Source organism: Streptomyces sp. NPDC021749 (genome assembly GCF_040640655.1).
Classification (GTDB): Bacteria; Actinomycetota; Actinomycetes; order Streptomycetales; family Streptomycetaceae; genus Streptomyces.
Genome location: NZ_JBFACE010000001.1, coordinates 360139 through 387122 on the forward strand (window position 1 = coordinate 360139; position 26984 = coordinate 387122).

Here is a 26984-nt window from a genome sequence, read left to right on the forward strand (position 1 = left end):
CGACCGAGTCCGCGCGGCTGCTGCGGTCCGGCTCCCTCCGCCTCCTGTTCTGTCCGCTTTCCATAGTGACGGCAACGGGCACCGCGTGGGGCGATCAGGCGGGTGACACCGCTCCCGGGGGCCTCTTGACTTTCGCCGGGCCGTTGTTGACGTTCCGGGGCGTCTGCGACAACGCAGACTGTCGTTGACGCCGCGGGCCGGTTTCGGCGCTCAGGACACCGCGCCGGGCAGTGCGCGGGGCAGTGCGCCGGGCGGTGCGCGGGGGAGTGCGCGGGGAAGTCAGTCGCTGTACTCCGGCGACGGCGGACCCGATATGTCCGGCAGATCGGCCTTCAGCCACTTGCGGTACGCCCGCATCCACGGACCGTCCGCCGCCCCGCCGGCCCGGTAGTCGTCCAGGACCTTGTTGACCCGGCGCACCAGATCCGTGTCGGCCTCGTTCATCGCCACCCCGTACGGCTCGTCCGTGAACGGCCGGCCCTTCAGCTCCACCCTCGGATCCTGCGCCGCCTGCGCCGCGGCCAGCGCGTTGTCCGTGACCACCGCGTCCGCCTGGCCCAGCTGCAGCCGCACCAGACAGTCGAGCTGGTTCGGCACCTTCAGCACCTTCGCACCGTGCGGCCGCGCCGCCAGCTCCGCCTCACCCGTCGAACCCGCCGCCGTGCACACCCGCTTGCCGCGCAGCGAATCGTCGAACGCCTTCACGCCCGACGCCTTCGGCGCCAGCACCTGCTGCCCACCCTGGAAGTACGACGTCGAGAACGCCACCAGCTTCTTGCGCGCACAGTTGATCGTCATCGTCCGCACCACCATGTCGACCCGGCGCTTGCGCAGCGCCGGGATCCGCTGGTTCGTCGGCACCGCCTTGAACACCACCTTCGCCTGCGGCCCCAATATGTCCGCGGCGATCGCCCGCGCCAGATCGATGTCGAAGCCCGCCAGCTTCCCGGTCGCCGGATCGCGGTAGCCCCACCGGTAGGTGTTCTGGTCCACCCCGACGACCAGCTGGCCCCGCTCCTTGATCCGCGCCACCGCCGGCCCCTCGTCCGACGACGGCCGCAGGCTCTCCGCGGCGTTCTGCGGCGTGCACCCCGCCGCGGCGGACCGGGCCGGTGCCGGCCCGTACGCCCGGTGCGTCACCACGGGCGACGGGGCCCGGCCCGCGCCGCCGCCCGCGGCACCGCTCCCGACCCCGCCGGCCAGCGTCGGCACCAGCACCGCCGCCGCGGCCGCCATCACCCCCATGCCCGCCGCGACCGGCGCCAGGACGGCCCGCAGATTCCGCAGCACCCGCCCCCGCACGCTCATGCCCCCCTCACCACGCCTTCTCCCCGCTGCCCCGCCGCCCACCGGCACTTTCCCGCTCACCGGTCCGTCATCGCCCACCGGCACCCGGCCCTTGACCGGTACCCGGCCGTTGACCGGTACCCGGCCGTTGACCGGTACCCGGCCGTCCACCGGTCGTTCGCCGCCCACCGGTACTTTCCCGCCCACCGGCACGTCCCCGCTCACCGGTACTCCGCCAGCCGGCGTCCGATACCCAGGATCGCGCCCAGCGCCCCCACCAGTGCCAGCACCCCGGCACCCACCGCCAGCCCGTCCAGCGCCCCCCGGCCGGCGTCCGCCGCCGTACGGAACTCCGCCTGCTCGTGCACCAGCGCCCGGGAGAGCCCCGCCGCCACCCGGTCGAAGGACTCGCCCGTCGAGCCCGTCCCGCCGACCACCTTCGCCAGCGCCCGCTCGTACTCCCCCTTCTCGTCCGCCGTCCGCGCCTCGGCGTGCCGCACCTGCCACTGGCGTACGGACACCAGCGCGGCGCGCACCGGCGTCCGCCCCGCCTCGTCGTCCGCCAGCGCGAGCGCCGCCCCCAACCGGCTGCGCGCCGCCGCCGGACCCCGCTCACCCGCCCCCGCCAGATCCGTCATCCGGCTGCGGAAACCGGCCTCGTAGAAGTCCTGCTGATCATCCGTGAGCACCGCGCCGCGCGCCACCAGGGTCAGATTCTCGTTCCCGCGCGCCTGCAGCGCATCGATCCGCGCCTCATTGAGCACCCGCAACGACCGGGCGCCGTGCTCGTACGACTCCGTCAGCCCCGCGCGCGCCACCGCCTGCCCCACCACCAGCCACAGCAACACCGCCACGGAAGCCGCCGTGGCGGCCAGCAGACCGCGGTTGAACACGCGGTTCGTCCGCCGGTAATGCCGCCGCTGCGCCCACCCCAGCGCGACCACCGCCAGCACCCCCGCCGCCAGCGCCGCCCACGGCCAGGCCTTCGCATCGGCGTAATCCGCCGCCAGCCGGTCCGACTCCGCCTCGTACAACGCCCGGGCGGCCGGGAGGAGTTCCGTCCGCATCTGCTCGTTCGCATACCGCAGATACGCCCCGCCCAGCGGCAGCCCCTGCCGGTTGTTCGCCCGCGCCGTCTCCACCAGGCCGGTGTACTGCGGCAACCGGCGGTTGAGCCGGGCGATCTGCTCGCCCGCACCGTCCGAACCACGGGCACTCTGCGCCGCTTTCGTCAGCAGCTCCGCCGCGGTGGCGACGTCCTGGCCGTAACGCTGCCGGGTCGCCGCATCACCCTTCCCGCCCGCCAGGAACCCGCCGGCGGCCGTGGTGTCGGCGTCCGCCAGCGACCGGTAGATGCTCGCCGCGTCCGCGGTCAGCGGCTGGCTGCGCTCCACCACGTCGTCCGCGGCCGCCGCCCGGTCCGTGACCTGCCACGCCGCGGCCGCCCCGAAGACCAGCACCAGCAGCGCCAGCACCGCCCCGATCACCCGCAGCCGCCCCGGCTCGGTCGTCGCCGCGGCGCGCAGCTCGTCCAGCCCCTCGGCCCAGGCCGGACGGCGCGCCGGAGCGGGCGGCGCCACGCTGCTGGTCGGCACGGACGACACAGATCCTCCCCCTGGGTCGCTGACACGCCACCGGCCGCCCTGCGCGGCGCCCGTACGCGCTCACGACAAGGACCGGTGCATGGGCAGCAGTATGTCCGCCGCCACCGACACGCACACCGCGATTGGCTCGATCTTGCCCCGATCGCCCTCGCCACCGGCGCACAGCGGTCCCACGAGCCGGCGGCAGCGGCGGACCGGCGCACGACCCCGGCGGGCCGCCCCCGCACTAAAGTGACGGCCGGGGCCCGCGCACCATCATGACCAGCACGGACTCCGGAACACCAGACATCGGACCGGAACAGCCAGGCGGTCACGTACGAGGCTGCCGCCGCCGGGCCCCGACCCGCCCACCGACCCGGACCGACCCGCCCACCAACCCGGACCGACTGCCCACCACCCGACCGCCCCCGACCGTTCCCCGCCGGGCCGACCGCCACTCGGCCGACCGCCCCCCGGCGACCACCGTCCCCCCGGCGACCACCGTCCCTCCGACAACCACCGTCCCTCCGACAACCACCGTCCACCACCCGAAGGGAAGTGATCTCATGCAGCCCGTGCGCAAGGGCAGGGTGTCGCTCGTGGAGACCGCGACCGACGAGATCCGCTCCCAGATCGTGAACGGCACCTGGCCGGTGGGCAGCCGCATCCCGCCCGAGAACGCCCTGTCCGAGTCCCTCGGAGTCAGCCGCGCCTCGGTCCGCGAGGCCGTCCGCTCGCTCGTCCACTCCGGCCTGCTCGAACCCCGGCAGGGCGACGGGACCTTCGTGATCTCCGACGACGACAGCGCGGTGGCTCTCCGCCGCCGCCTCGAACGCGCCGAGCTCAGCCACGTCACCCAGGTCCGCCAGGGCCTCGACGTGGTCGCCGCCCGCCAGGCCGCCAAGAACCGTACGGACGCCCAACTCGCCGGTATCGAGGCCGCGTTGGCGCGCCGCAAGGCTGCGCTCGCCGCCCGTGACGCCGAGACCTTCACCGCCGCCGACGCGGAGTTCCACGTCCTGGTCGCGGAGGCCAGCGCCAACCCCGTCCTCGCGGACATCTACCGCTCCCTCAGCGCTGCCCTGCGCGCGGAACTCCGCCGCGCCGCCTGCCTCGACACCGCCACCGCGGCCCCCACCGACCCGCACTCCCGGCTCGCCGACGCCATTCGCGCCCAGGACCCGCAGGCCGCCGTCGACGCCGCCGTCCTCCTCCTCGCCGGCCACGTACGCGACCTGGCCCTTCCCCTCGACGACTGAGTGGCTCCGGAGGGCCGGGCTCCTTCGGTTGGCCGGGTTCCTCCCAAGGGCCGAGCTCCGTCCTCGGCGGCTGGACGTTTCCCGGCGGCTGAACGCTTCTCGGCGGCCGAGTCGCCCTCAACGACGCGGTCGCCGTACGCAGGGCGCGCACACCTCACCCCCACGCCCCCTCCTTGCCCCACGCGCCGCTATCACCCGCACCCTCCTTCGACTACTCTCAGTGACGAAAGAAGAGCCCTGGAGGCGCGGAATCGGACGACCTGACCGCCGCGTCCCAAGACCCGGAGGTCACCATGCACCGCATCCGCCCACTCCTCAAGCCCTTCGCCAAGCGCCCGCGGCCCGGCCCGGCGTCGCTACCGAACACCCAACTGGCCAGCGGTTTCCTCACCATCGGCGCCACGACATATATCGACCCGCAGGGCACCTATCCCCTCGACCACCGCCCCGACGGCACCCCGACCGTCATCATCAACGACACCACCCACCCCATCACCATCCTCACGGAGAGCAACGACGCCCACCCTGCCACCGCACACCCGAACGACCTACCTCCACCCCTCGCCCTGGCCCCAGGCGAACGCACGGAGACCCGCCGGGGGGATGGGGTACGGGTGAGCTGAGCGGGCGGGTGGGCGGGCGGCTCGCGACGCGACGCGACGCGACGGGGCGGGGGAGGGGAGGGGAAGGGAGCAGAGGTGGCCCCGCCCCGCTCCTCCCCGCCCACCCGCCTCACCCCCGCCCCGAGCGGCGCTCACACGCCCCTCGCGCGCGCCCGTGCGTTCCCCCTGCTCGCCCGTACGTCCCCCCGCGCTCGCCCGTACGCCCCCCGGCCCTCACCCACGTCCCCCGCCCTCACCCAAACGCCCCCGCCCTCCCCCACACATCCCCCGCTCACCCAAACGCCCCCCGGCCCCCCGCCCCCGCCCGTACGCCCGCCGTAGCCGCGCGTAAGCCTCCGGTGGGGCCTCGGTGTGGTCCAGGGTGGCGAGGGCGGCGCCGAGGACGGGTGGGGCGGTGAGGACGTGGGGGACGGCCTTGGGGGCGCGCTCGGAGAGCAGGCGGATGAGGTGGTCGTGGAGGAGGGGGTGGCGGGCGGCCAGGACGCTGCCGCCCAGGACGACGGGGGTGGGATCGGCGAGGAGGTCCAGGCGGTGCAGGGCGACGGTGGCCATGGCGGCGATCTCCTCGGCCTGGCGGGCGACGAGGGTGCGGGCGATCGGGTCGCCGTCGGCCGCCACGGTGAAGAGCAGGGGGGTGAGTTCGTGGCGGCGCTGCGGGGGGATGTGGCCCAGATGGAGAGCTTCGATCAGCTCGGCCATGGTGGTCAGGCCGAAGTGGGCGGGGAGGGTGCGGGCGAGTGCGGTGGGGGCGCCGCGGCCGTCCTCGGCGCGGGCCGCTGACCACAGGGCCTCCTCGGCGAGGTGCGCACCGCCGCCCCAGTCGCCGGAGATCCGCCCGACGGACGGGAAGCGGGCGGTGGCCCCGCCATGGCCGAGGCCCGCGCAGTTGATGCCGGCCCCGCACACCACGGCCACCCCCACCGGCTCCCCGTCGTCCGGCAGTCCGGCCCGCAGCAGCGCGAAGGTGTCGTTGCGGACGGACACCGTACGGGCCCAGCCGCGGGCGGTGAGCTCAGCGGTCAGTGCTTCCTCCTCCGCCGGGAAGTCGGCGTTGGCGAGGAAGGCGGAGAGGTGGCCGACGGGGCCGGACCGTCCCGCTTCCGCGAGGGCGGCCGCCACCAGGGGCGCCAGGGTGTCGACCGCGCGCGCGGTGCCGACCACCGGTGGCTGGAAACCACCGCCGCGGGCCGTGCCGAGCAGTCGGCCGTCGGTGGTCACCAACGCCACGTCGGTCTTGCTGTTGCCCGCGTCGATGGCGAGCGCCGTGCCGGTCAGGCCCACGTGAGGTGCTCCCGGTTGTGCGCGATCAGCAGGTCGGTGAGCCGGTCGGCGTGGTCGATCTGGCCGATGAGGGGGTGGGAGAGGAGTGCGGCGAAGACCCGGTCGCGGCCGCCGTGCAGCGCGGCGTCCAGGGCGAGCTGCTCGTACGCGGTGACGTGGGCGATCAGCCCGGCGTAGAGGGGTTCGAGGGGGCGGAGGGGGAGGGGGGTGGGGCCGGTGGCGGCCACGGTGGCGGGGACCTCGATGACCGCGTCATCGGGCAGGAAGGGCAGCGTGCCGTTGTTGCGGGCGTTGACGACCTGGGTGTCGCCGGTGTCCGCCAGCAGGGAGGAGGTCAGGGCCACCGCCGCCTCGGAGTAGTAGGCGCCGCCGCGCCGGGACAGCAGGTCCGGCTTCTCGTCGAGTGCCGGGTCGGCGTAGTGGGCGAGCAGCTGCTGCTCGATGGCGGCGACCTCGGCGGCCCGGGACGGTTTGCCGCGCAACTCCTCGACGACGGCGTCGTGTTGGTAGTAGTAGCGCAGGTAGTAGGAGGGGACGGCGCCGAGGCGGTCCAGGACGTGCCGGGGGAGGCGCAGATCGGCGGCGAGGGTGTCGGCGTGCTCGGTGAGCAGCTCGGGGAGCACGTCCTTTCCGGCGACGCGGACCGACCGCTCCCAGGTGAGGTGGTTGAGCCCGACGTGTTCCAGGGCGACCTGGTCGGGGGCGACGCCCAGCAGTGCGGCGAACTTCCGCTGGAAGCCGATCGCCACGTTGCACAGGCCGACCGCCTTGTGGCCCGCCTGCAGCAGTGCGCGGGTCACGATGCCGACCGGGTTGGTGAAGTCGATGATCCAGGCGTCCGGGTGGGTACGGCGGACCCGTTCGGCGATGTCGAGGACGACGGGCACGGTCCGCAGCGCCTTGGCGAGGCCGCCGGCGCCGGTGGTCTCCTGTCCGACGCAGCCGCACTCCAGCGGCCAGGTCTCGTCCTGGTTGCGGGCGGTCTGGCCGCCGATGCGCAGCTGGAGCAGGACGGCGTCGGCGCCGTCGATACCGGCCTCCAGGTCGTCGGTCCAGGTGATCCGGCCCGGGTGGCCCTGTTTGGCGAAGATCCGCCGGGCCAGGCCGCCCACCCGCTCCAGCCGGTCCGGGGCCGGATCGACGAGGACGAGTTCCTCCAGCGGCAGCACGTCGCGCAGCCGGGCGAAGCCGTCGATGAGTTCGGGGGTGTAGGTCGAGCCGCCGCCGACCACGGTGAGCTTGACGCGCGGGCGGCGGGTGCGGGGGCGTCCTTCGGCAGACGGCAGCATGCGGTTCAGCCCTTTACTCCGGTGAGGGTGACGCCTTCGACGAAGGCCTTCTGTGCGAAGAAGAAGACGAGCATGACCGGGGCCATGACCAGCAGCGTCGCGGCCATGGTGAGGTTCCAGTCGACGCTGTGGGCGCTCTTGAAGGACTCCAGTCCGTAGGAGAGCGTCCAGGCGGCGGGGTTCTGCGCGGCGTAGATCTGCGGGCCGAAGTAGTCGTTCCAGCAGAAGAAGAACTGGAAGAGGGCGATGGCGGCGATGCCCGGTTTGGCCATCGGTACGACGATCCTCAGCAGGGTGCGCAGTTCCCCGCAGCCGTCGACCTTCGCCGATTCGAGGTACTCCTGCGGGATGGTCAGCAGGAACTGCCGCAGCAGGAAGACGGAGTACGCGTCGCCGAACGCCATCGGGATGATCAGCGGCCACAGCGAGCCCGCGAGGTGGAACTGCTGGGCCCACACCAGGTACATCGGGATCACGACGACCTGCGGCGGCAGCATCATCGTGGAGATGACCAGGACGAGCGCGGTGCGGCGGCCGCGGAAGTGGAACGTGGCGAGTGCGTAGGCGACGGGGACGGCCGAGCAGACCGTGAAGAGGGTGCCCAGGCCCGCGTACGTCAGGGAGTTCTTCCACCAGTCCCAGAATCCGGGGGTCCGGAAGACCGTGACGTAGTTGGACCAGTGCCAGGAGTCCGGCCAGAGCTCGCCGCTCATGGCCTGGCCGTCGCTCATCACGGAGGTCAGGAGGACGAAGACGAAGGGGAGCAGGAAGAAGAGGGCGGCGGCGACGGCGACGGTGTGCACCGCGATCCAGTGCAGCAGCCGGGTGCGGCGGGCGCGGGTGCGGGCGGCGCGGTCGCCGGGGCGGCCGGTACGGGCCGGGGCGGGGCGGGCGGTGAGGGCCGTGGTGGTCATCGGTCAGTCCTCCGCCGTGAGCAGCCCGGCGCGCTTGCGCATCAGCAGGGTGGTGACGGCCATGGCGATGGCGAAGAGCACGAGGGAGAGCACGCATGCCGCGCCGGTGTTGAAGTTCTGGAAGCCGAGGGAGTAGACGAGCTGCGGGACGGTGAGGGTGGAGTGGTCCGGGTAGCCGGGCTGGATGACGGTGCCGGGCCCGACGGAGACGCCGGAGGCGAGCTTTCCGGCCACCAGCGCCTGGGTGTAGTACTGCATGGTCTGGACGACGCCGGTGACCACTGCGAACAGCACGATCGGGGTGATCGACGGCCAGGTGACGTACCGGAACTTCCCCCAGGCGCCCGCGCCGTCGAGTTCGGCGGCCTCGTACTGCTCCTTCGGTACGTCCAGCAGCGCCGCCATGAAGATCACCATCAGGTCGCCGATGCCCCACAGGGACAGCAGCACCAGCGAGGGTTTGGCCCAGTCGGGGTCGTTGAACCAGGACGGGGCGGGAATGCCGAGCGTGCCGAGGATGGTGTTGACCGGTCCGGTGCCGGGATTGAGGAGGAAGACGAAGGCGACGGTGGCGGCCACCGGCGGCGCCAGATAGGGCAGGTAGAAGGCGGTGCGGAAGAATCCGGCGCCGTTTTTGATCTTTGTGACGAGCAGGCCGATGCCCAGGCCGAACACCACCCGCAGGGCGACCATCACGACCACCAGCCACAGCGTGTTCCACAGGGCCGGGCCGAACAGCGGCATCTGCGTGAGGACGTACGTCCAGTTCCGCAGGCCCACGAATTCGGGCAGTTCGATCTGGTTGTAGTGCATGACGGAGAAATAGCCGGTGGCGAGCAGCGGATAGCCGAAGAACACCGAGAATCCGACCAGCCAGGGGGAGAGGAAGCCGAGGATGCGCAGCCGTTCGCGGGCGCGTTTGCGCCGGAGGGCGGGCGCCGGTGCGGGGGCGGTGGTCGTGGGTGCCATGGCGGTTCTCCGTCGGTTCCCGGCCGTCGGTTGCCCGGACGGCCGTCAGTTCTCGGACTGGAGGGTGTCGGCGTCGATCTGGGCGTCGAGTGCGCGCAGGCCCGCGCCGAGATCGGGGACCTTTCCGGCCTCGATGTCGTAACTGAAGTCCTGCAGTGCGGTGACGTACTGCCCGCCGTTGGCGGACGGCGGGAGGGCGACGCTGTGCGGGTTCTGCGCGATGCGGAGGAAGGTGCGGAACGCCGGGTCGGCGTCCAGTTCCGGGGATGTCAGTGCCGCTTTCGTGGACGGCACGTTGTGGATGGCGTTGGCGAACCGGACCACCTGATCGGTGTCCGTGGTCAGGAATTTCACCAGTTCCCAGGCCGCGTTCTGGTGGGTGCTGCCGTGTGCGATACCGATCACGGTGCCGGTCAGATATCCCTTGCCGTAGGTGTCGGCCCGGTCGTCGGGCACCGGCATCGGCGCGGTGTCCCAGCCGAACGGGGCCTTGGCCTGCCGCAGCATCAGTCCGCGCCATTCACCGTCCATGTGCATGGCGACCTTCTGCGTCAGGAAGGCGTTCTGCGAGGACATTTCGTCGCCGAAGGTGGTACGGAACTTCTCCAGCGGTCCGTAGCCGCCCTGGGCCTCGATCAGTTCCCGCTGGAAGGTGAGGAATTGCCGGGTCGCCGGTTCCTTCGCCAGCCGGGATTTTCCGTGGCCGTCGAAGTAGCGGGGTTCCCACTGGGCGAAGAGCCGGTCCGGACTGTTCTGGTAGAGGCGGAAGTTGGGCATGAATCCCACCCGCCGATAGGAGCCGTCCTTGGTGCGCCGGGTGAGTGCGACGGCGTCCCGTTTCAGTTCGGACATGGTCCGTGGAGGCCGGGTGATGCCGGCCTCCTTGAAGGCGTCCTTGTTGTAGTAGAGCCCGTAGGAATCGGCGAGCAGCGGCAGTGCGCACTGCTCACCCCGGTAACTCGTGTAATCCAGCAGGGTTTTCGGGAAGACCTCGTTCTTCACCACGCCGGTTTTCTTCAGGAACGGGTCGAGGTCCGCCCACATTCCCGACGAGCAGTACTGCCCGACGTTGTTGGTGGTGAAGGACGAGACCACGTCCGGTGTGTCGTCCCCGCCGGCCCGCAGGGCCTGGTTCATCGTCTCGTCGGTGACGTTCGGGACGACCTTCACCGTGATGTTGCGGTGCCGATTTTCGAACCGGGCGACCGAATCGTTGATCGCCTTCGTCTCGCCGGGCGTCGACCAGCCGTGCCAGAAGGTGAGGGTGACCGGCTTGGTCGGGTCGTCGCGGTCACTGCCGACGCTCGGGTGGGCGCAGCCGGAGAGGAGCAGTCCGGCGCCGGCCAGTGCCGCGGAAAGCCGGTGGCGCAGACGGGAAAGCGGCATGGCGGACGTCCTTTACGGCGGGAGGATTCCTGGGAGTGGGTCCGGCCGGGCGGGTCGGCCGGCGGGTCAGCCCGTCGTGTCGAACACCGCATCGCGGGCCTGCGCGAGCGCCGTGTGGAGCGCGCCGATGAGAATCGGATTGCCGTCGATGTCACTGAGCCGCAATTCCGGGCGGGGCAGTGCGAGTCCGGTGAATTCCTCCTCGACCAGGGCGCGCAGTGCCTCCCCGCCGGCCTGCGGGACCTCCCCGGAGAGCACGACCAGCCGTGGGTCGACCACCGCCACCACGGCCGCCAGCCCGGTGGCCAGCCGCCGCGCGACCTCTTTCCGTACGTCGTCCCTGGCCAGTGCCTCGTCGACGGTGCGGGCCTCGGGCGCCCCGTACGCATGGGCCAGCTCGATGACGCTGGGGGAGCCGACCAGCCGCTGGAAGCCGCCGCCGGCGTCCGGTCGGGCGGCGCTGCGGTCGCCGCCCCGGGCCAGCGGCGCGCCCGGCAGCGGCATGTAGCCGATCTCGCCCGCGCCTCCGGTGGCTCCGCGCAGCAGCCGGCCGCCGAGCACGATGGCGGCGCCCACGCCCTCGTCCACCCACACCAGCACGAAGTCGTCGAAGTCCTGTGCGGCGCCGTCGTGTTGCTCGGCGACCGCCGCCAGGTTCACATCGTTCTCGATGGTGATCGGGGTGCCCAGCTCCTCGGCCAGCTCTTCCTTCAGCGCGCGCGAGTGCCAGTCGGGCAGGTGCGGGGCGTAGCGCAGCCGGCCGGTCTGCGGGTCCAGGGCGCCGGGCGTGCCGATCACCGTCCCGTGCAGCTGCTCGCGGCTCAGTCCGGCCTTGGCCAGCGCCCCGTCGACGGCCCGGGCGACGAGCCGTGCGGTGCGGTTCGGTACGTCCGCGCCGACGGCGTCGGTGCCGACCCGTTCCTCGCCGAGCACCTGTCCGGTGATGTCGGCGACCGCGGCGGTGATCCCCAGCTGGTCCACGGCCAGCGCGGCCACCTGCGCGGCTGCCGGATCGACCTCGTACAGCTGGGCGTTGGGGCCCGGCCGTCCGGTCACGTTGCCGGTGGTGCGGACCAGTGCGGCCGCCTCCAGCCGGGCCAGCAGTTGCGAGGCGGTGGGCTTGGACAGCCCGGTCAGCTCCCCGATCTGCGTACGGGTCAGCGGCCCCTGGGACACCAGCAGATCGAGCGCCGCCCGGTCGTTCATGGCGCGCAACACCCGCGGCGTTCCCGGTGTCCCCTGTGCCTGCTGTCCACCGGCCACGTCCGTCACCCCGTTCACCCGTGGCCGCTCCGGCGGCCACCACATCTGTTAGGAAACTTTCCAATCGATGAAAGGGAAGGTAGGCGGCCCGCCGGGCGGCGTCAATGGGCGCGGCGGGGTGAGTTGGCCGAACGTCGCCGGCGCAGCGGCAGCACCCGGAGGGCGCGCGGGCGGCGGCGAGCGCACGTAGGACGGACGGGCGCACACAGAAGGGACGGGCGCACACAGAAAGGAGGGGCGCACCGCGAAACGGCGGTACGCCCCTCCCTTCCTCGTTCTGCCGGTCGCGGCCTACTTCACCGGCTTCGACGCCGCCGTCAGCGGCTCCGTGGCCTGGGCCTGCGGCGACGTGGGGTTGTTCAGCGCCGAGGGGGCGGCGATGGTGGCCGTGGGGTCGGCGGGGGGCTCTTCCTCCTCGGCCGGGGCCGGGCGGGGGGCGAGGTGGACGCCGGCGGCGTCCAGGGCCCGCTTGATCCGCCAGCGCAGTTCGCGCTCCACGCCCAGGGCCTTGCCCGGCATGGTCTTGGCGGCCACCGAGAGGGTGACCGTGTCGAGGTGCACCTCGCTGAGGCCGAGGACCTCCACCGGCTCCCACAGCTGCTCGTTCCACGGCTCGGACTTCGACATCTCCGCACCGGCCGCGGTGATCGTGTCCCGGGCCCGCTGAAGGTCCTGGTCGGCGGCGAGGACGACGTCCACGGTGGCGGTGGACCAGCCCTGGCTGAGGTTGCCGATCCGCTTCACCTCGCCGTTGCGGATGTACCAGATCGCGCCGTTGGGGCCGCGCAGCTTGGTGACCCGCAGACCGACCTCGATGACCGTACCGGTGGCCACCCCCGCGTCGATCTCGTCGCCGACGCCGTACTGGTCCTCCAGGATCATGAAGACGCCGGAGAGGAAGTCCGTGACGAGGTTGCGGGCGCCGAAACCGATCGCGACGCCCGCCACGCCCGCGCTCGCGAGCAGCGGCGCCAGGTTGATCTGCAGGACCGACAGGACCGTCAGCGCGGCCGTGCCCATGATCACGAAGGAGGCGACGCTGCGCAGCACCGAGCCGATCGCCTCGGACCGCTGCCGGCGGCGCTCGGCGTTGACCAGCAGCCCGCCGAGCGCGGTGCCCTGGGCGGCGGCCGCGGTGCGGTTCATCCGCTCGATGAGTTTGGTGATCGTGCGGCGTATCACGTGCCGCAGCACGACCGCGATCACGAGGATGAGCAGGATCTGCAGGCCGGACGTGAGCCACGTCCCCCAGTTCTCCTGCACCCAGCCGGCGGCGTTGGTGGCCTTCTCCGTGGCCTCGTCGAGCGAGGACGGGCCGGTGGAGCCGGCGGGGGCGGCGCGCAGATGCGCGGCGGCAACCGTCGAAGCGGACCAGAACACAGTCGAACCTTCCGTATGGGACAGCAGACCCGGACCGGTGTGGGAGCCGGCGACCGGGCTGACCAACCACACTAACGGGGCAACCTGGGTGGCCCGCGCCCGTGTTCGACCGGTCACATCCACGGAAGGCGGGAATGAGCCGGATCCGGCGGGCCGGGCCGGGGTGTGGTGGAAAACACCTCGGAGCCGTTACCCGGTCATGGTGGCGCTCCGACCAGGCACCGGGGGACACTGTGGGGAGATCGTCCCGGCGCGAGCCACGCGCCGCCGGCGTACAAGGAGGCACCCGTGCCGCATGTCCTGGTCCTCAACGCGTCGTACGAGCCGCTCGGCGTCGTACCGCTCCGCCGCGCGCTCATCCTCGTCCTCAATGAGAAGGCCGTCAGCCTTGAGGAGTCCGGCGCCCTGATGCACAGCGCGACCCGTGTCATTCCGGCCCCCAGTGTGGTCCGCCTGAAGCGGTTCGTGCGGGTGCCCTTTCGTGGCCCCGTGCCACTGACCCGCCGGGCGCTCTTCGCGCGTGACGGCGGGCGCTGTATGTACTGCGGTGGCGTCGCAACCAGCGTCGACCACGTCATCCCGCGCAGCCGCGGAGGTCAGCACACCTGGGAGAACGTCGTCGCCGCGTGTCGGCGCTGCAACCACGTCAAAGCGGACCGCCACGTCGCCGAGATCGGCTGGCGGCTGCGCCATCAGCCCGCCCCGCCGTCAGGACTGGCGTGGCGGATCATCGGCACGGGTCATCGTGATCCGCGCTGGCTGCCGTATTTGCAGCCGTACGGCGCGGATGACGCCTTGGCCCGGATCGATGCCGTGTCGGCATAGGCCGGGCCTTCGTACGTCCGGGCCGGGTCGTCCCCGATTCCGCCGGACCCTCGCCGCCGTGGCTCACTCAACCACGACGGCGAGGGCCCGGCGGAAGACCCGGCGGCCTTCGCCCCTGCGTACGCCTCACCTGCGGTCCTCGGCAGTCACCCGCGGTCTTCGGCAGTCATCTGCGGTCTTCGGCAGTCATCTGCGGTCTTCGACAGTCATCTGCGGTCTTCGACCGCGTAAGCCTCCACCGACCACAGCGAGTACCCGAACCGGGTCGCCCGCTTCTCGCCCTGGATGCGGACGAAGCGGGCGTCCTTCGCGTCCATCCTGATCGACTCCCGGCCGCCCTTGCCGTCCCGTACGGTCGCGGCCGTGCGCCAGCTGCGGCCGTCCGGTGAGACCTGGATGCGGTAGTGGGCGGCGTAGGCGTCCTGCCAGTGGAGGACGAGCCGGCCCAGGCGGGCCGGGTGGGCCAGCGCGAACTGCAGCCAGGCACCGTCCTCGGCGGGGGAGGACCAGCGGGTCCGGGGGTTGCCGTCGGTGGCCGCGGACGCCGGGAAGTCGGGCGTCTCGTCGCCGGAGGACGTGGCGACCGCGCCGCGCGCCAGGTCCTCGCCGCCGGTGCGCGGATAGGCCCGTACGGTCAGGATCTGCTCGGCGCCGTCGAACTCCACCGGGATCCGGTACGTCCCGGAAGGGGCCCCCTCGGGGACGTCCACGGTGAGCGGGACCATCGCGGTGCCGCCGCGCGGCGCGGTGACCTCCTCGGGCGCGTGCACGGTGAAGCCCTTGGGGGCCTTGACCGTCAGCTTGCCGCGGACGTCGCCGGGGCGGCGGGAGAAGATCCGGGCGTCCACCCGGGCGCTGCCGCCGGTCTGCGCGTCCGACTCGGCGCGGGAGAGCTCCAGACCGGCCGCCGGGGCGTCCGCGAACCACGGGGTCAGGGCGTGGACGGACGGTGCCTCGGCGCCGTTCGCCCAGGTCAGCCGTACCGCGTCGGCCCGCAGCCGGGGTGTGGTGGACTCCGTCCAGCCGGTCGCGGAGAGCCGGCCGAGGCGGCGCCAGCCCTCGCCGGGGACGTGCGCCTCCAGGGAGACGGCGCCCGCGGACGGGCCGGGATCGGTGAGCGCGGTGACCGCGGCCAGTGGGCGGACCCGGCCGAACGGCACGGTCATCGCGGTCGGGTCGGCGCCCTCCTCGGGGTGCGGGGTGTCGCGCCGGGCGCCGGTCCACGCGTCGGCCTCGGTCATCGCCCGGTCCAGGAACGGGGCGAGCACCCCCTTGCCGACGGTCGCCGGGCTGTGCGCGATCTCCTTGCGCAGCCGCTGCACCTCCCGCTGGGCCGACCAGGCGGTGTCCCCGTCGTCCCGGGCCTGCGCCAGGAGCGTGTCCACCGCCTGCTCGCCGGCCTGCCCGTAGCGGGCCAACTGCGCGGCCCAGGGCCCGATTTCGGCGGCCAGGTCGGAACGGAGCTCGTCGGGGGCGGTGCTCATGGTGTGGAAGGCGGCCCGCAGCGCCTTGGCCGCCTTGAGGTAGTCCGCGTCCTTGCCGGGCCGGCCGGCGTTGACCGCGGCCTCGCGGGTCGCCCAGAACCGGTCGATCAGCGGCCGCAGATAGCCGGACTCGCTCTTGTTCAGCAGCGAGGACGCGGCGTTGCCGGCCAGGGCACGCAGCGCCGCCCGGGCCCGCGGGGCGCCGCCCGCCAGGTCGTCGATGGCCGCGTCCCAGGATTCCGCCGGGTGGTAGGCGCGCGGGTTCCAGGCGTAGTCGGCGGCGGTGAACAGCGGGATGCGGGAGGCCAGCGGCTGCTCCATCGCATTGGCGAGCAGCGCCGCCGACCCGGTGGCCACGGCCGGTTCGCGGCCGCGGTACGGGCCGAGGAAGATCCGGTCCTGGGCGTAGTCGTTGACCGGGTAGTTGTCCATGGTCACCAGCGGGTGGCCGAACGCCTGGCGGGCCGTGGACAGCTCCGCACCGGTGATGGTGCGCGGGACCACGCCCACGCCGGTCCAGGCCACCTCGACCCGTCCGCCGAGCGCCTCGGCGAGCGCGTCGCGGTACGCCGTCGAGCCGTCCTGGTAGTACTCGGTCGGCATCAGCGACAGCGGCGCGGCGTCCGGGTGCCGCTCGTGGAGGTGGTCGGCGAGCGCGCCCGCGACCTTGGCCTGGGCCCGGGCGGCGGCCTGCGGCCCGGTGCCGAAGGCGTCCTCGTCGGCGCCGCAGTGCCATTCGTCGTAGGCGACGTCCTGGAACTGCAGCTGGAACGAGCGCACGCCCAGCGCCCACATCGCGTCCACCTTGCGGCGCAGCGCCCGCAGGTCCTCCTGGGAGGAGAAGCAGAGTGCCTGGCCGGGGGCGAGGGCCCAGCCGAGCGTGACGTGGTTGGCGCGGGCCCGCTCGGCCAGCGCCCGGAACTCGGCGCGCTGCTCGGCCGGGTACGGGTCGCGCCAGCGGGCCTGGCGGTACGGGTCGTCGCCGGGCGCGTACAGATAGCGGTTCTGCTTGGTGCGGCCCATGAAGTCCAGCTGGGCCAGGCGCTGCGCCTGGCTCCACGGCTGCCCGTAGAAGCCCTCGGTGGTGCCGCGTACGGCCGTGCCGGGCCAGTCCCGGACGACCACCGACGCCAGCTGCCGCCCGCCGTCCGGACCGGCGGTGACGAGCTGCCGGAGGGTCTGTGCGGCGTGGAAGAGGCCGTCCGGGCCGACGCCGTCCAGGGCCACCGTGCCGCGGCCGTCGACCTGGCCCACGGCGAGGCGGTAGCCGCCGGCGGGCAGGTCGCCGCGGGCCGGTGTGCGCAGCGCCCGCAGGGCCTCCTCGGCCGGTGCGCCGCCGATGCGGATCACCGGCCCGGCCGCGGGCAGCCGCTCGCCGGGCGCCACCTCGTGCACGGTGCGCACCCCGGCGTCCCGCAGCAGCCGCCGCACCACGTCCAGGGCGTAGGGGTCGGTGTCCGGGGCGGCCACCACGACGGCCGCGTCGCCGAGCCGGACCGCGTCGCCGAGGTCGCGCAGCGACTGCGGCCGGGGCCAGACGGCGGGCGGCTGCCCGGCCCCGGCCGGCCGGTCCGGCTGGTCGGGGCTGCCGACGGCCGGGTCGGCCGGGGCCGCCTGGGCGCTGGGCACCCCGCCGAGCAGGCCTCCGATGACGGCCGCGGCCAGTGCGGTGGTACCCGCGACCCGTGCCCGGGCGCCCGCGCCGTTCCCCCTGGCGTTCCTACCGATTCTTCCGACGCCCCACACGCCCCGGCCTCGCACGGCTGCTCCTCGTCCGCGTCCGCTGCTCGCCGGCTCGCGCCGGCCCCCGTTCGTCCCCTGGATCCCTACGCTGGTCTCCCCGCCGAGGTCCGTCAGGACAGACCTCCGGCGGTGAGCCCACCATTGTGGCGGTGAGGGTGTCAACCGGGCGATGGCGGGGGTCTCGTGCGGGGGGTTCCGCGCCGGTTCCGGCCACTGCCGCGGGCCGGATCCACCGGGTCCGCCGGCCCGCAGAACTTCCTGCGCCGGGCCCGCTCCCGCCGCGTTCTTCGCGCGGCGCGGCGGCGTGCGCGGGAAATCGCCTGCGTGCGGGATACTGTGACGTGAGTCACGTTTCGCGGGCGATTGCGTCTGCGATCGTGCCGAGTGGGTAGGGCCCACGTGTCCCATCACCGATGAACGGGAGGCCCTCGTGGCCGCATCCGCTCAGCTGCTCCTCGACGCCCTGTCCTCCAAACCGGGAGGTGCGACCGTGGAGCGTGATCTGTTCGACGGGGTCTCCGACCCCGATTCCGGGCTGGACGGCTCCGGCTCCTACAGCTTCGCCGAGCCGCCCCTCACCAGCGAGCCGCCGCTCGCCGACGCCGCGCCCCTGACCAGCGAGGTCCCGATCGCCGCCGAGCTGCCGCTGACCAGCGAGCCGACAGCCGCCGGCCTGGGGACGGAGTCCATGGAGGTCTGACGACCCATGGGCCGCGCGCGGCTCGCCCGGTTGCACGGCATCGCCACGTCGTACGAACCGGCACCGGGCAGAAGCGTCCAGATCGCCGACGACACCGTCGTCGCCGTGCTCGCCGCACTGGGGGTCGACGCCTCGACCCCGCACGCCGTACGCACCGCACTGGCCGCGTACGAGGACGCCGCGGGCCGCGCCCTGCTCCCCCCTGCCGTCGTCGCCCGCCCCGGCCGTCCGCCCGACCTCACCCTCCCCGCAGGCACCGCCCTGCGGGTGGAGACCGAGGACGGGCAGTCCCGCGACGTACCGCAGCGCGCCCACCACGGGCCGCACGAGGGCGCCGGACCGGCGCTGGCCCGGCTGCCGCTGGGCCTGCACACGCTGCACGCCGAGGCGCCCGACGGTCGCACCGCCCGCGCCCGGCTGATCGTCGCCCCCGACCGGGTACCCGCGCCCCCCGCCCGCAGTCACGGCTTCCTGGTGCAGCTGTACTCCCTGCTGTCCCGGCACTCCTGGGGCATGGGCGACCTCGGCGACCTCGCCGACCTCGCCGCCTGGTCCGGGCGCGCCCTGGGCAGCGGATTCATCCAGCTCAACCCCCTGCACGCGGCCGTCCCCGGCCCGCCCACCGACCCCTCGCCCTACCGCCCCTCCTCCCGCCGCTTCCCCGACCCGGTCCACCTGCGCATCGAGCAGATCCCGGAGTACGCCCAGCTGGCCGGCGCCGCCCGGTTACGCGCCGGCGAACTGGCCGCGCGGGCCCACGCGCTGCGGGACGGCGTGCTGGAGCGGGGCGCGCTGATCGACCGGGACGCGGTCTGGGAGCTCAAGCGCGAGGCCCTGGAGCTGCTCTGCGCGGTCCCGCTCTCACCGGGCCGGCGGGCCGCGTACTGCGACTTCCTCGCCGAACAGGGCCGGGCGCTGGAGGACCACGCCACCTGGTACGCGATCGCCGAGCGGCACGGTCCCGACTGGCGGGCCTGGCCGGCCGGGCTGCGCGACCCCCGGTCCGCGGACACCGCCCGGCTGCGGCCGCGGCTGATGGACCGGATCGACTTCCACTGCCGGCTCGCCTGGTTCACCGACCAGCAGCTCGCCGCCGCCCAACGGGCCGCCAGGGACGCGGGGATGCCCGTCGGGCTGGTGCACGACCTCGCCGTCGGCGTACACCCCTCCGGGGCGGACACGTGGGCCCAGCAGGACGCGTTCGCCGCCGGCATGTCCATCGGGGCGCCGCCGGACGCCTTCAACGCCCGCGGTCAGGACTGGGGCCTGCCACCGTGGCGCCCGGACGCCCTGGCTGCCACCGGCTACGCCCCCTATCGCGAGCTGCTGCGCGGTCTGCTGCGGCACGCCGGCGCCCTGCGCATCGACCACGTCATGGGCCTGTTCCGGCTGTGGTGGGTGCCCGAGGGCCGGCCGCCGACCGAGGGTGCCTATGTGCGCTACGACGGGGAGGCGATGCTCTCGGTGCTGGCCCTGGAGGCGCACCGGGCCGGCGCCGCGGTGATCGGCGAGGACCTGGGCACCGTCGAACCGGGTGTGCGCGAGGCGCTCGCCGAGCGGGGCGTCCTCGGCACCTCGGTGCTGTGGTTCGAGCGGGACTACGCCGGTGTGGACCCCACGACCGGCGGCGAGGCCCGCATCCTGTCCCCCGAGGAGTGGCGCAGCGACTGCCTCGCCACCGTCACCACCCACGACCTGCCCACCACCGCAGCCCGGCTGACCGGCGACGACCTGGCCCTGCGCGAACGGCTCGGGCTGCTCGCCGGGCCCCCGGAGCGCGAACGGTCAAGGGCGCGGTGCGAACTCGCCGCCTGGTTCGGCGAGCTGACCCGCCGCGGCCTGCTGCCCGAGGGCACCGGCGACGAGGAAGCGGTGATCAAGGCCGTCCACCGCTTCCTGCTGCGCACCCCGGCACAGCTGGTCGGGGTCTGGCTGCCCGACGCGGTGGGCGACCGGCGGCCGCAGAACCTCCCCGGGACATGGGAGGAATACCCGAACTGGCGGCTGCCGGTGGCCGGTTCGGACGGCCGGCCGCACACCCTGGAGGAGCTGGCCGCCTCACCGCGCCTGCACGCCCTGATGCGGGAACTGGCCGACGGGAAGCGGTAGGCCCGGGGACGGCCACCCCGGGCGCGCGGGGCGGCGGGGCGTCCGATACGTTGATGTTCGTGAGCAACAAGGTCAAGAAGAATGCCCTGCGCGCCGGAACCGTCACTGCCGGCACCGCGCTGATGCTGCTGATGTCGTCCCCCGCGTTTGCGCTCACCCGCGACGATGGTGACGACCCGGGTCCCGGTCTGAACGTCGCCCAGACGCTCGGCCTCTACGTCGCTGCCCCCATCGTGCTCTTCCTCGTCATCGCCGGGCTGGTCATGCTGACCGACAAGTCCCGCAAGACGAAGTCCCAGGGCTGAGCCCCGACCGCATTCCGGGCCCCGCACGGGACCCCGGCGACCCTCCAGGGCGCTGCTCGGTAACAACAACCGAGCGGCGCCCTTTGTCGTACCCGGCTATTTCCGCAGGTGAAAAAGGTGTTGCGAGGCGGCTATCGCGCGATTTTCGGCCGTTTTGCGCGAGCGGATCACTTAACCGGAGCTCACTTACGATGACGTAACCTACGCAGCCGTAGGTTGAACCTACGGCCCCGTAGCTCATCGTCCCCAGGAGTTCCCCGTGACCATCGCCCCCGCCCACAACGGAGAGCTCGGCCAGGCCGCATGGAGCGACGCCCAGCTGCTCTACGCGCTCGAAGAGGTCGTCGAGAAGGAGCTCAACCGGCATCTGAAGGTCGCCAAGGAGTGGATGCCCCACCAGTACGTCCCCTGGAGCGACGGCCGGAACTTCCCCGGGATCCTGGAGGACGGCGAGGAATGGGCGCCCGAGCAGTCCAAGGTCAGTGACATCGGCCGGATCGCCCTGGTGGTCAACCTCCTCACCGAGGACAACCTCCCCAGCTACCACCACGAGATCGCCACCCTCTTCGGCCGCGACGGCGCCTGGGGCACCTGGGTGCACCGCTGGACCGCCGAGGAGGGCCGGCACGGCATCGTGATGCGTGACTACCTGCTGACCAGCCGTGCCGTCGACCCGGACGAGCTGGAGCGGTTCCGTATGGCCCACATGTCGGAGGGCTTCGAGTCCGACAACTCCCACAGCATGCTGCACTCGGTGGCCTACGTCGCCTTCCAGGAGCTGGCCACCCGTATCTCGCACCGCAACACCGGCCACCACTCCGGCGACCCGGTCTGCGACCGGATGCTGGCCCGGATCGCCGCCGACGAGAACCTGCACATGCTCTTCTACCGGAACCTGCTCGCGGCGGCCTTCGAGATGGCCCCCGACCAGACCATGTGCGCGGTCCGGGACGTGGTCACCGGCTTCCGGATGCCCGGCCACGGCATCCCCGGCTTCGAGCGGGCCGCCGCCCGGATGGCCCTCGGCGGGATCTACAACCTCCGCATCCACCACGACGACGTGCTGCAGCCCGTCCTGCGCTTCCTGAAGGTGCTGGAGATCGGCGGCCTCGGTCCGGCCGGTCTGGCGGCCCAGGAGGAGCTGGGGCTCTTCATGGGCGGCCTGGACGACCAGGCCCGCAAGTTCGAGGAGCGGCAGGCGGCCATCCTCGCCCGCCGCCAGGCCCGCCGCTGAGACGGACCTGCTCCTTCCTTTCGCTTTCACTGAAAGGAATGGTGGGAAATATTCGATGGACCTGATGGTTCCAGGGCTGTCACGGTGGAGCTCCACCACCGCCAAGGAGAGGAAAACCGTGGCAGTCCTGGAGCGCCGGCGGTGATCTGTGGATGCTCGCCGCGACGGCCGCCTTCGCCGGCTGCAGCGCGCTGCTGCGGCGCCGCCCCGTGACACCCGTGCAGCTGCTCTGCATGGTCCTGATCGTCGCGAGCGTCGCGCTCGGTGCCGGCGGCCGCCGCTGACTGCGTACGCTGCCGGCATGGCCGACTGGGACATCAAGAAGCTGCGGATCCTGCGCACCCTCCAGGAGCAGGGCACGGTCACCGCGACCGCCGAGGCGCTGCACATGACGCCCTCGGCGGTCTCCCAGCAGCTGACCGGGCTGGCCAAGGCGCTCGGGGTGACGCTCCTGGAGGCGCACGGCCGGCGGGTACGGCTGACCGGCGCCGCCGAGCTGGTGCTGCGGCACGCCGAGGCGGTCTTCGCCCAGCTGGAGCGCGCCGACGCGGAGCTGCTCGGCTACCTCCAGGGCGACGCCGGCCAGGTGCGGGTCGGGGCGTTCTCCACCGCCATCCCCGCGCTGGTGGTCCCCGCCGTCCAGGAGCTGCGCCGTACCCACCCGGGGCTGTCGGTGGTCGTACGGGAGGCGGAGGCGGAGGCCGCGTACGAGCTGCTGGCCGAGGGCAGCGTCGATCTGGCGCTCTCGCTGGCGGCGCACGCGCCCACCCCGCGCGACCCCAAGTTCAGCCGGGTCGCGCTGCTCGCCGATCCGCTGGACGTGGCGCTGCCGGCCGGGCATCCGCTGGCCGGTGAGCCCGGGCTGCGCCTCGCCGACCTGGCGGGCGAGCCGTGGATCTTCGGCAGCAGCGGGCCCTGGTCACAGATCACCACCACGGCCTGCGAGAACGCCGGGTTCGTGCCCGAGCGGGCGCATGCCGCGGCCGACTGGAACGCGATCTGGGCGATGGTGGCGGCGGGGATGGGGGTCGCGCTGGTGCCCCGGATGGCGATGGCGGGCGGCATCGGTGCCCTGGAGCGGGGCGGCCCCGGTGAACGGGAAGGGGGCGGGCCCGGCTCCGGGGTGGCCCTGCGGGTGCTCTCCGGTGACCAGCCGCGGCGCCATGTCGTCGCGGCGGTCCGGCGCGGCTCGGAAGGGGCGCCGGGCCTGGCGCGGGTGCTGGCCGCGCTGCACCAGGCGGCGCTCGACCAGACGCCGGGGGAGGACGGTGGCCGCGGCTCCGGCTGGCACACCCAGACCATTCAGCCCAGCTGAATATATTCCTCAAAAACTTTCGATGGACCTGTGAGGTAGTCGCTGCGACCGTGGAGTGGTCCGAACCTCCGGCCACGAAGGGCAACGATGACCACCACCCCAGCCGCCCACTCCGCTGATCCGCACGCCAACGACGCCCAGCCGTACGCCGGCGGCGACCCGTACGCCGACTACCGCGGCGGGGACTTCCCGTTCACCTCGCTCGTCGACCTCGCCGACCGCCGCTTCGGCGCCGGCGTGATCGCCGCGAACGACGAGTTCTTCGCCGAGCGCGAGAACCTGCTGAAGCCCACCCCGGCGGTCTTCGACCCCGAGCACTTCGGCCACAAGGGCAAGATCATGGACGGCTGGGAGACCCGGCGCCGGCGCGGTGCCGACGGCGACCACCCCTTCCCGACCGACGACGAGCACGACTGGGCGCTGATCCGCCTCGCCGCCCCCGGCGTGATCCGCGGCATCATCGTCGACACCGCCCACTTCCGCGGCAACTACCCCCAGCAGGTCACCGTCGAGGCCACCTCGCTCCCCGGCAGCCCCGGCCCCGAGGACCTGCTCGCCCCCGACGTGAAGTGGGAGGAGCTCGTCCCGCGCACCCCCGTCCGCGGGCACGCCGCCAACGGCTTCGAGGTGACCGTCGAGCGCCGCTTCACCCACCTCCGGCTCAAGCAGCACCCCGACGGCGGCATAGCCCGCCTCCGGGTCCACGGCGAGGTGGTACCGGACCCGGAGTGGCTGGACGTGCTCGGCACCCTCGACCTGGCCTCCGTGATGCACGGCGGCACCGTCGAGGACGCCTCGGACCGCTTCTACTCCTCGCCCACCCAGATCATCCAGCCCGACCTGTCCCGCAAGATGGACGACGGCTGGGAGAACCGCCGCCGCCGGGTCAAGGGCACCCACGACTGGGTCCGCTTCCGCCTGGCCGCCCAGGGCGAGATACGCGCGGTGGAGATCGACACCGCCTACCTCAAGGGCAACTCCGCGGGCTGGGCCGCCCTGTCGGGGTGTGACGGCGACCCGGCCGACGAGTCCTCCTGGTTCGAGATCCTGCCGAAGACCAAGCTCCAGCCGGACACCCCGCACCGCTTCCCGCTGCCGCGGACCGTGACGGCCACCCACATCCGCCTGGACGTCTTCCCGGACGGCGGCCTCGCCCGCATGCGGGTGCACGGCACGCTCACCGAGACCGGCCGCGCCGAACTCGGCCGCCGCTTCGACGCGCTCAACGGCTGAGCCGCACCTGCGCCTCCCCCGGGCCCGTAGGAGGGCAACGGTCCCGGGGCCACGGCCCGCCCGGCGGACGGCAGCGCAACGAGCGCCTGTCCGCCGGGCGTTACCACCTCATCAGGCCGATCACGCCGGCCGATCACGTCGGCGATCACACCGACCGATCACGCCGGCCGATGACGCCGACCGGTTACGCCGCCCCGGCCGCCGCATCCGCCGCCTGGGCCTTCAGCGCCCGCTCGATCCCGGCCCGCGACTCGGTGACCAGCCGGCGCAGTGCCGGGCTCGGGTCGGCCGCGTCCAGCCAGGCGTCCGTGGCGTCCAGCGTCTCCTGCGAGACGTGCAGCGACGGGTAGAGACCGACGACGATCTGCTGGGCCATCTCGTGGCTGCGGGCCTCCCAGATCTCCTTCACCGCGGCGAAGTACTTCACGGTGTACGGCGCCAGCAGCTCCCGCTGGTCGGTCTGCACGAAGCCGCCGATGACGGCCTCCTGCACGGCGTTGGGCAGCTTGTCCGACTCCACGACCGACGCCCAGGCCTCGGTCTTCGCCTCCGCCGTCGGACGCGCCGCACGCGCCGTCGCGGCGTGCCGCTCGCCCGCCGACGTCCGGTCCCGCTCCAGCTCCGCCGCGATGGCCTTCTCGTCCGCCCGGCCGGTCGCCGCCAGCCGCTGCAGCAGCGACCAGCGCAGCTCGGTGTCCACGGCCAGCCCGGGGATCTCCTCGGTGCCGTCCAGCAGGCCCTGCAGCAGGGCCAGCTGCTCGTCCGTGCGCGCCGCGGCGGCGAAGGCCCGGGCCCACGCCAGCTGGTGGTCGCTGCCCGGCTCGGCCGCCCGCAGGTGGTCGAGCGCCGCCGCGGTCCAGGTGGCCAGACCCGTCTCGCGCCACTCCGGCGCCGCGTACAGGTCCAGCGCCAGCTTCACCTGGCGGTGCAGCGACTGGACCACGCCGATGTCGGACTCCTTGCCGATGCCCGACAGGACCAGCGACAGGTAGTCACGGGTGGCCAGTTCGCCGTCCCGCGTCATGTCCCAGGCCGAAGCCCACGACAGCGCCCGCGGCAGCGACTCGGCGAAGTCCCCGAGGTGCTCGGTGACCACCTTCAGCGACTCCTCGTCGAGCCGCACCTTCGCGTACGACAGGTCGTCGTCGTTGAGCAGGACCACGGCCGGGCGCCGCGTGCCCACCAGCTGCGGGACGGCGGTCAGTTCGCCGTCCACGTCCAGCTCGATCCGCTCGGTGCGGACCAGCTTGCCGGAGCCGTCCAGCTCGTACGCGCCGATCGCGATCCGGTGCGGCCGGAGCACCGGCTCGCCCTGGGCGCCGGCCGGCAGCGCCGGGGCCTCCTGCCGGACCCCGAACGAGGTGATCACGCCGTCCGCGTCCACCTCGATCTCCGGCCGCAGGATGTTGATCCCCGCGGTCTCCAGCCACTTCTTCGACCAGGTCTTCAGGTCCCGGCCGGAGGTCTCCTCCAGCGCGCCCAGCAGATCGCTCAGCCGGGTGTTGCCGTAGGCGTGCCGCTTGAAGTAGGCCTGCACGCCCTTGAAGAACTCCTCCATCCCGACGTACGCGACCAGCTGCTTCAGGACCGAGGCGCCCTTCGCGTAGGTGATCCCGTCGAAGTTCACCAGCACGTCGTCCAGATCACGGATCTCCGCCATGATCGGGTGCGTGGACGGCAGCTGGTCCTGCCGGTAGGCCCAGGTCTTCATGGAGTTGGCGAACGTGGTCCACGAGTGCGGCCACTTCGAGCCCGGCGCGTACGCCTGGCAGGCGATCGAGGTGTAGGTGGCGAACGACTCGTTCAGCCACAGGTCGTTCCACCACTCCATGGTGACCAGGTCACCGAACCACATGTGGGCCAGCTCGTGCAGGATCGTCTCGGCGCGCACCTCGTAGGCCGCGTCCGTCACCTTGGACCGGAAGACGTACTGGTCGCGGATGGTCACCGCACCCGCGTTCTCCATCGCCCCGGCGTTGAACTCCGGCACGAAGAGCTGGTCGTACTTCGCGAACGGGTACGCGTAGTCGAACTTCTCCTGGAACCAGTCGAAGCCCTGCCGGGTGACCTCGAAGATGGCGTCCGCGTCGAGGTGCTCGGCCAGCGACGGACGGCAGTAGATGCCCAGCGGCACGGTCCGCCCGTCCTTCTCGTACGTGCTGTGCACGCTGTGGTACGGGCCCACGATCAGCGCGGTGACATACGTCGAGATCCGCGGCGTCGGCTCGAACCGCCAGATGTTGTCGGCCGGTTCCGGCGTCGGGGAGTTCGAGATCACCGTCCAGCCCTCCGGGGCCTTCACGGTGAACTGGAACGTGGCCTTCAGGTCCGGCTGCTCGAACGACGCGAACACCCGCCGGGCGTCCGGCACCTCGAACTGTGTGTAGAGATACGCCTGCTGGTCCACCGGGTCGACGAACCGGTGCAGGCCCTCGCCCGTGTTGGTGTAGGCGCAGTCCGCGACGACGGTCAGCTCGTTGCGGCCGGCCCGCAGCCCCGGCAGCACGATCCGCGAGTCCTCGAACACCGAGGCCGGATCCAGCAGCTCGCCGTTGAGCGACACCTTGTGCACGGTCGGCGCCACCAGGTCGATGAACGAGTCCGCGCCCGCCCGCGCGACGTCGAACCGCACCGTGGTCGTGGACCGGTACGTACCACCCTCCTGTGCGCCGGAGAGGTCGAGATCGATCTCGTACGCATCCACACTCAGCAACTGCGCCCGCTGCTGCGCCTCGTCGCGGGTCAGATTCGTGCCAGGCACCAGGTCATCTCCTCGTAAGCGTGCTCGTATGCGGCGTATCC

21 protein-coding genes are annotated in these 26984 nt (G+C 72.9%); 10 read left to right on the plus strand and 11 right to left on the minus strand.

Annotation, left to right across the window (positions count from 1 at the left end; all coding sequences use genetic code 11):
* Window positions 1–279: 279 nt before the first annotated feature.
* Complete coding sequence (locus AB0G35_RS01600) at window positions 280–1308, minus strand: glutamate ABC transporter substrate-binding protein (RefSeq protein ID WP_360942091.1); 1029 nt, start codon at window positions 1306–1308, stop codon at window positions 280–282.
* Window positions 1309–1508: 200 nt separating this feature from the next.
* Window positions 1509–2882 carry a hypothetical protein gene (locus AB0G35_RS01605; RefSeq protein WP_360941909.1) on the minus strand — a complete coding sequence of 458 codons (1374 nt, stop codon included), beginning with the start codon at window positions 2880–2882 and terminating at the stop codon, window positions 1509–1511.
* 554 nt (window positions 2883–3436) lie between these two features.
* Here AB0G35_RS01605 and AB0G35_RS01610 point away from each other — a divergent pair.
* Window positions 3437–4129, plus strand: a complete 693-nt coding sequence (locus AB0G35_RS01610; RefSeq protein WP_360941912.1) for a FadR/GntR family transcriptional regulator — start codon at window positions 3437–3439, stop codon at window positions 4127–4129.
* Between the two features lie 293 nt (window positions 4130–4422).
* Window positions 4423–4752 (plus strand): hypothetical protein, encoded by a 330-nt coding sequence (locus AB0G35_RS01615; protein ID WP_360941915.1) that lies wholly within the window; start codon window positions 4423–4425, stop codon window positions 4750–4752.
* Window positions 4753–4965: 213 nt separating this feature from the next.
* Here the strand turns inward: AB0G35_RS01615 and AB0G35_RS01620 are convergent, their stop codons facing one another.
* The 7 genes from AB0G35_RS01620 to AB0G35_RS01650 all read right to left on the minus strand — a co-directional run bounded on the left by AB0G35_RS01620 (window position 4966) and on the right by AB0G35_RS01650 (window position 13234).
* The gene (locus AB0G35_RS01620) at window positions 4966–6033 is read right to left on the minus strand and encodes a BadF/BadG/BcrA/BcrD ATPase family protein (protein ID WP_360941918.1); all 1068 of its coding nucleotides are present in this window, start codon (window positions 6031–6033) and stop codon (window positions 4966–4968) included.
* A complete protein-coding gene (locus AB0G35_RS01625) occupies window positions 6024–7322 on the minus strand; it encodes a 6-phospho-beta-glucosidase (protein WP_360941921.1) in 1299 nt (432 codons plus the stop codon). The genes AB0G35_RS01620 and AB0G35_RS01625 overlap by 10 nt, the downstream gene beginning before the upstream one ends.
* A gap of 5 nt (window positions 7323–7327) precedes the next feature.
* Window positions 7328–8236, minus strand: a complete 909-nt coding sequence (locus tag AB0G35_RS01630; protein ID WP_360941924.1) for a carbohydrate ABC transporter permease — start codon at window positions 8234–8236, stop codon at window positions 7328–7330.
* A gap of 3 nt (window positions 8237–8239) precedes the next feature.
* Entirely contained in the window at window positions 8240–9205 is a 966-nt protein-coding gene (locus AB0G35_RS01635; RefSeq protein ID WP_360941927.1) for a sugar ABC transporter permease, read from the minus strand.
* Between the two features lie 45 nt (window positions 9206–9250).
* Complete coding sequence (locus tag AB0G35_RS01640) at window positions 9251–10591, minus strand: ABC transporter substrate-binding protein (RefSeq protein WP_360941930.1); 1341 nt, start codon at window positions 10589–10591, stop codon at window positions 9251–9253.
* Between the two features lie 66 nt (window positions 10592–10657).
* Window positions 10658–11797 carry an ROK family protein gene (locus tag AB0G35_RS01645; protein ID WP_360942094.1) on the minus strand — a complete coding sequence of 380 codons (1140 nt, stop codon included), beginning with the start codon at window positions 11795–11797 and terminating at the stop codon, window positions 10658–10660.
* Window positions 11798–12145: 348 nt separating this feature from the next.
* Complete coding sequence (locus AB0G35_RS01650) at window positions 12146–13234, minus strand: mechanosensitive ion channel family protein (RefSeq protein ID WP_360941933.1); 1089 nt, start codon at window positions 13232–13234, stop codon at window positions 12146–12148.
* A 288-nt stretch (window positions 13235–13522) separates the two neighbouring features.
* Here AB0G35_RS01650 and AB0G35_RS01655 point away from each other — a divergent pair, with 288 nt between their 5' ends.
* On the plus strand, window positions 13523–14059 hold the full coding sequence (locus AB0G35_RS01655) for an HNH endonuclease (protein ID WP_018088296.1): 537 nt from the start codon (window positions 13523–13525) through the stop codon (window positions 14057–14059).
* Window positions 14060–14265: 206 nt separating this feature from the next.
* Here AB0G35_RS01655 and AB0G35_RS01660 read toward each other — a convergent pair whose 3' ends face one another.
* Complete coding sequence (locus tag AB0G35_RS01660) at window positions 14266–17271, minus strand: beta-N-acetylglucosaminidase domain-containing protein (protein WP_360942097.1); 3006 nt, start codon at window positions 17269–17271, stop codon at window positions 14266–14268.
* A gap of 445 nt (window positions 17272–17716) precedes the next feature.
* On the opposite strand from AB0G35_RS01660, the gene AB0G35_RS01665 reads away from it, so the two are divergent.
* From AB0G35_RS01665 to alc, 7 genes are all read left to right on the plus strand, one after another.
* The gene (locus AB0G35_RS01665; protein WP_261951448.1) at window positions 17717–17986 is read left to right on the plus strand and encodes a hypothetical protein; all 270 of its coding nucleotides are present in this window, start codon (window positions 17717–17719) and stop codon (window positions 17984–17986) included.
* Between the two features lie 6 nt (window positions 17987–17992).
* A complete protein-coding gene (malQ, locus tag AB0G35_RS01670) occupies window positions 17993–20095 on the plus strand; it encodes a 4-alpha-glucanotransferase (RefSeq protein ID WP_360941938.1) in 2103 nt (700 codons plus the stop codon).
* 59 nt (window positions 20096–20154) lie between these two features.
* A complete protein-coding gene (locus tag AB0G35_RS01675) occupies window positions 20155–20400 on the plus strand; it encodes a hypothetical protein (protein WP_360941941.1) in 246 nt (81 codons plus the stop codon).
* Between the two features lie 259 nt (window positions 20401–20659).
* Window positions 20660–21634 (plus strand): acyl-ACP desaturase, encoded by a 975-nt coding sequence (locus tag AB0G35_RS01680; protein ID WP_360941944.1) that lies wholly within the window; start codon window positions 20660–20662, stop codon window positions 21632–21634.
* A 152-nt stretch (window positions 21635–21786) separates the two neighbouring features.
* Entirely contained in the window at window positions 21787–21918 is a 132-nt protein-coding gene (locus AB0G35_RS01685; protein WP_360941947.1) for a hypothetical protein, read from the plus strand.
* 17 nt (window positions 21919–21935) lie between these two features.
* Window positions 21936–22949 carry a LysR family transcriptional regulator gene (locus AB0G35_RS01690; RefSeq protein ID WP_360941950.1) on the plus strand — a complete coding sequence of 338 codons (1014 nt, stop codon included), beginning with the start codon at window positions 21936–21938 and terminating at the stop codon, window positions 22947–22949.
* 87 nt (window positions 22950–23036) lie between these two features.
* On the plus strand, window positions 23037–24182 hold the full coding sequence (gene alc, locus AB0G35_RS01695) for an allantoicase (protein ID WP_360941953.1): 1146 nt from the start codon (window positions 23037–23039) through the stop codon (window positions 24180–24182).
* Between the two features lie 184 nt (window positions 24183–24366).
* Here alc and pepN read toward each other — a convergent pair whose 3' ends face one another.
* On the minus strand, window positions 24367–26943 hold the full coding sequence (gene pepN, locus AB0G35_RS01700; RefSeq protein WP_360941956.1) for an aminopeptidase N: 2577 nt from the start codon (window positions 26941–26943) through the stop codon (window positions 24367–24369).
* Between the last annotated feature and the right edge of the window lie 41 nt (window positions 26944–26984).

Bases quoted from the DNA above. Each gene is read 5' to 3' on its own strand.
- AB0G35_RS01600 (WP_360942091.1), bottom strand. From the start codon at position 1,308: ATGAGCGTGCGGGGGCGGGTGCTGCGGAATCTGCGGGCCGTCCTGGCG.
- AB0G35_RS01610 (WP_360941912.1), top strand. From the start codon at position 3,437: ATGCAGCCCGTGCGCAAGGGCAGGGTGTCGCTCGTGGAGACCGCGACC.
- AB0G35_RS01615 (WP_360941915.1), top strand. From the start codon at position 4,423: ATGCACCGCATCCGCCCACTCCTCAAGCCCTTCGCCAAGCGCCCGCGG.
- AB0G35_RS01625 (WP_360941921.1), bottom strand. From the start codon at position 7,322: ATGCTGCCGTCTGCCGAAGGACGCCCCCGCACCCGCCGCCCGCGCGTC.
- AB0G35_RS01630 (WP_360941924.1), bottom strand. From the start codon at position 8,236: ATGACCACCACGGCCCTCACCGCCCGCCCCGCCCCGGCCCGTACCGGC.
- AB0G35_RS01635 (WP_360941927.1), bottom strand. From the start codon at position 9,205: ATGGCACCCACGACCACCGCCCCCGCACCGGCGCCCGCCCTCCGGCGC.
- AB0G35_RS01640 (WP_360941930.1), bottom strand. From the start codon at position 10,591: ATGCCGCTTTCCCGTCTGCGCCACCGGCTTTCCGCGGCACTGGCCGGC.
- AB0G35_RS01645 (WP_360942094.1), bottom strand. From the start codon at position 11,797: ATGAACGACCGGGCGGCGCTCGATCTGCTGGTGTCCCAGGGGCCGCTG.
- malQ (WP_360941938.1), top strand. From the start codon at position 17,993: ATGGGCCGCGCGCGGCTCGCCCGGTTGCACGGCATCGCCACGTCGTAC.
- AB0G35_RS01685 (WP_360941947.1), top strand. From the start codon at position 21,787: ATGCTCGCCGCGACGGCCGCCTTCGCCGGCTGCAGCGCGCTGCTGCGG.
- AB0G35_RS01690 (WP_360941950.1), top strand. From the start codon at position 21,936: ATGGCCGACTGGGACATCAAGAAGCTGCGGATCCTGCGCACCCTCCAG.
- alc (WP_360941953.1), top strand. From the start codon at position 23,037: ATGACCACCACCCCAGCCGCCCACTCCGCTGATCCGCACGCCAACGAC.